Annotated in this window: 5 protein-coding genes; 4 read left to right on the top strand and 1 reads right to left on the bottom strand. The window is 64.6% G+C overall.

The annotated features are described in order from the left end of the window. The 4 genes from EN932_RS32560 to tgt form a co-directional block, all read left to right on the top strand. Window positions 1-246, top strand: a 246-nt coding sequence (locus EN932_RS32560; RefSeq protein WP_206618987.1) for a DMT family transporter, incomplete at its 5' end; no start/stop codon positions are given. Beyond that, window positions 246-1,334, top strand: a complete 1,089-nt coding sequence (queA, locus tag EN932_RS32555; protein WP_127388488.1) for a tRNA preQ1(34) S-adenosylmethionine ribosyltransferase-isomerase QueA — start codon at window positions 246-248, stop codon at window positions 1,332-1,334. The genes EN932_RS32560 and queA, both read left to right, overlap by 1 nt. Then, on the top strand, window positions 1,324-1,593 hold the full coding sequence (locus EN932_RS32550; protein ID WP_013531822.1) for a hypothetical protein: 270 nt from the start codon (window positions 1,324-1,326) through the stop codon (window positions 1,591-1,593). Before queA ends, EN932_RS32550 begins: the two co-directional genes overlap by 11 nt. Next, complete coding sequence (tgt, locus tag EN932_RS32545) at window positions 1,586-2,716, top strand: tRNA guanosine(34) transglycosylase Tgt (RefSeq protein WP_013531821.1); 1,131 nt, start codon at window positions 1,586-1,588, stop codon at window positions 2,714-2,716. Before EN932_RS32550 ends, tgt begins: the two co-directional genes overlap by 8 nt. A gap of 4 nt (window positions 2,717-2,720) precedes the next feature. Here tgt and EN932_RS32540 read toward each other — a convergent pair. Continuing rightward, window positions 2,721-3,066 (bottom strand): DUF4864 domain-containing protein (locus EN932_RS32540; RefSeq protein ID WP_128369384.1); only part of this gene is annotated, 346 nt, incomplete at its 5' end.

Raw genomic sequence — 3,066 nt, 5'->3', positions numbered from 1 at the left:
CCGGCGCCCTGGCTGTTCGTGGCCGGCGGCATGCTCGGCGGTTTCTATGTCACGCTGTCGACGATCCTGACGCCACGCATAGGTGCTGCCGCGCTGATGGCGTTTCTGGTCGCCGGCCAGTTGCTGGCCGGCATGCTCATCGACCGCGTCGGCTTCCTCGGCGTCGCGGTGCGTGAAATCTCGCTGGGACGCGTTGCCGGCGCGGTGCTGCTCTTAGCCGGAGCGCTGCTCGTCCGGCTCTACTGATGCGCGTCGATCTCTTTGACTTCGACTTGCCGGAGGAGCGCATCGCGCTCCGCCCGGCGCAGCCGCGTGACAGCGCCAAGATGCTTCTGGTCAAGCCCGGCGAAGGGCTCGAGGACCGGACGGTTGGCGACCTGCCGTCCTTGCTCAGTGCCGGCGACGTGCTGGTGTTCAACGACACCAAGGTCATTCCGGCGCAACTCAAAGGCATAAGGCGGCGGGGCGAGGCGACGGCGCAGGTCGAAGCCACGCTGCATATGCGCATGGCGCCGGACCGCTGGCTGGCCTTCATGCGGCCGGGCAAGCGCATTGCCGCCGGCGACCGCATCCATTTCGGCCATGACGGCAATTCCTGTTTCCTCGGTCAGCTCGACGCCACGGTGATCGAGAAAGGTGAGGGCGGCGAGGCGCTGCTTGGCTTCGATCTGTCGGGGCCGTTCCTCGACGAGGCGCTGCACGCGGTAGGCCATATTCCGCTGCCGCCCTATATCGCCTCGAAACGCGACGACGACGAACGCGACCGGGCCGATTACCAGACCATCTATGCAAGCGAGGAGGGCGCCGTCGCGGCTCCGACAGCGGGCCTGCATTTCACGCCGGAGCTTTTTGCAGCGCTTGACGCCAAAGGCGTCGAACGCCGCTTCGTCACCTTGCATGTCGGCGCCGGTACGTTCCTGCCGGTCAAGGCGGACGACACCGCCGACCACAAGATGCATGCCGAGACCGGGTCGGTCAGCGAAGCCACTGCGGACGCCCTGAATGCCGCAAGAGCAAGGGGCGGGCGCATCGTTGCTGTCGGCACGACCTCGCTGCGTCTGCTGGAGAGTGCGGCGCGTGAGGACGGTACTCTGGCTGCGTGGTCCGGCCCGACCGATATCTTCATCACGCCCGGCTACTGTTTTCGCACCGCCGACATGCTGATGACCAATTTCCATCTGCCGCGCTCGACGCTGTTCATGCTGGTTTCGGCCTTCAGCGGCCTCGACACGATGCGCGCGGCCTATGTCCATGCCATCGCGAACCGTTACAGATTCTATTCCTATGGCGACGCAAGCCTGCTTTTCCGAGCGGAGACGAGCGATGGACGATGATCTGCAAGCCTTTGACCGCGATGCGCTGATCGCGGAAGTGAAAAAACTGCGCGCCGGCATTCGCCAGCACCGCGATTCCACCGGCCATGAATTGTGCTGGCATCACCCCGATCTGTGGGACCTGCTGCCGGAAAAAACCGAACCATCGATCGCCGTGCCGCCCTGGCCAAAATTCATGCGCGGCTGCATCCACTACCGCCAGTCGCTCGACAAGCAGGCGCCGGACGCCCCGGTCCACGACAAGGAATTCAATGGCTAAGCAGTTCAGCTTCAAGGTTCTGGCAATCGACGGCAAGGCGCGGCGCGGCGTGATCGACATGCCGCGCGGCGAAATCCGCACGCCGGCCTTCATGCCGGTCGGCACCGGCGGTACCGTCAAGACGATGTATATGGACCAGGTGCGCGGCGTCGGCGCCGACATCATCCTTGGCAACACCTACCATCTGATGCTGCGGCCAGGCGCCGAGCGTGTGGCGCGGCTCGGCGGCTTGCATGAATTCGCCCGCTGGCCGCATCCGATCCTGACCGACAGTGGCGGTTTCCAGGTAATGTCGCTGTCGAAGCTGAGAAAGCTGACCGAAAAGGGCGTCACCTTCCGCTCGCATATCGATGGCGCCGCCTACGAGATGTCGCCGGAGCGGTCGATCGAGATCCAGGGACTGCTCGATTCCGATATCCAGATGCAGCTCGACGAATGCACGGCGCTGCCGGCCGAAATGAAGGAGATCGAGCGCGCCATGGAGCTGTCGCTGCGCTGGGCCGAGCGCTGCAAGACGGCGTTCGGCGACCAGCCGGGCAAGGCGATGTTCGGCATCGTGCAAGGCGGCGACAACGCAGCGCTGCGGGTGCGATCGGCGCAGGCGCTGAGCGCGATGGAGTTGAAGGGCTATGCGGTCGGCGGCCTGGCCGTCGGCGAACCGCAAGCGGTGATGCTCGAGATGCTCGACATCACCTGTCCGGAGCTGCCTGATAACAAGCCGCGCTATCTGATGGGCGTCGGCACGCCTGACGATATCCTGAAGTCGGTGGCGCGCGGCATCGACATGTTCGACTGCGTGATGCCGACACGGGCCGGCCGCCACGGCCTTGCTTATACAAGGCGCGGCAAGGTCAATCTGCGCAACGCCCGCCATGCTGACGATCCGCGCCCACTCGACGAGGAAAGCGACTGCCCGGCCGCCCGTGACTACTCACGCGCCTATCTGCATCATCTGGTGCGCTCGCAGGAAGCGCTCGGCGCCATGCTTTTGACGTGGAACAACCTGTCCTACTACCAGAAACTGATGCAGGACATCCGCGCTGCGATCGAGGCTGGCACCTTCGAGGCGCGCGGCGCCGAAATCACCGAGGGCTGGGCGAGGGGCGATATCCCGTTGCTGTAAGGCCTCAAGTGCTGAGCGAATTCGAGGCGCGCAGGCTGCAGCCGGTGATCTGGAACGTGCCGTCGGGCTGCTGCTGCAGCGTATAGACCGCCTCGTAATCCTTGCCATCGGGGCCGACGATCAGCACCTGCTGGACGATCGAACCCGGACCGGTCTCCTCGACCTTGCCGAAGGAATAAGTCTGCGGCTTGCGCACCGGCGGATAGCCGTTGGTCACCATGTTCATGAAGGCATCGACGGTCGGGAAGATCCGCTTCACATTCGGGGCGGCGAAGCTGTAGGCGGTGGCGCCATCATTGGCGATGAGGGCCTTTAGCTGACCGTCGATGACGGACTGGCCTGCCTTGATC

This window comes from Mesorhizobium sp. M7A.F.Ca.US.002.01.1.1 (assembly GCF_004022955.1).
GTDB lineage: Bacteria > Pseudomonadota > Alphaproteobacteria > Rhizobiales > Rhizobiaceae > Mesorhizobium > Mesorhizobium ciceri.
The sequence above is the reverse complement of the archived record's forward strand: the minus strand, read 5'-3'. Positions and strand labels throughout refer to the sequence as shown.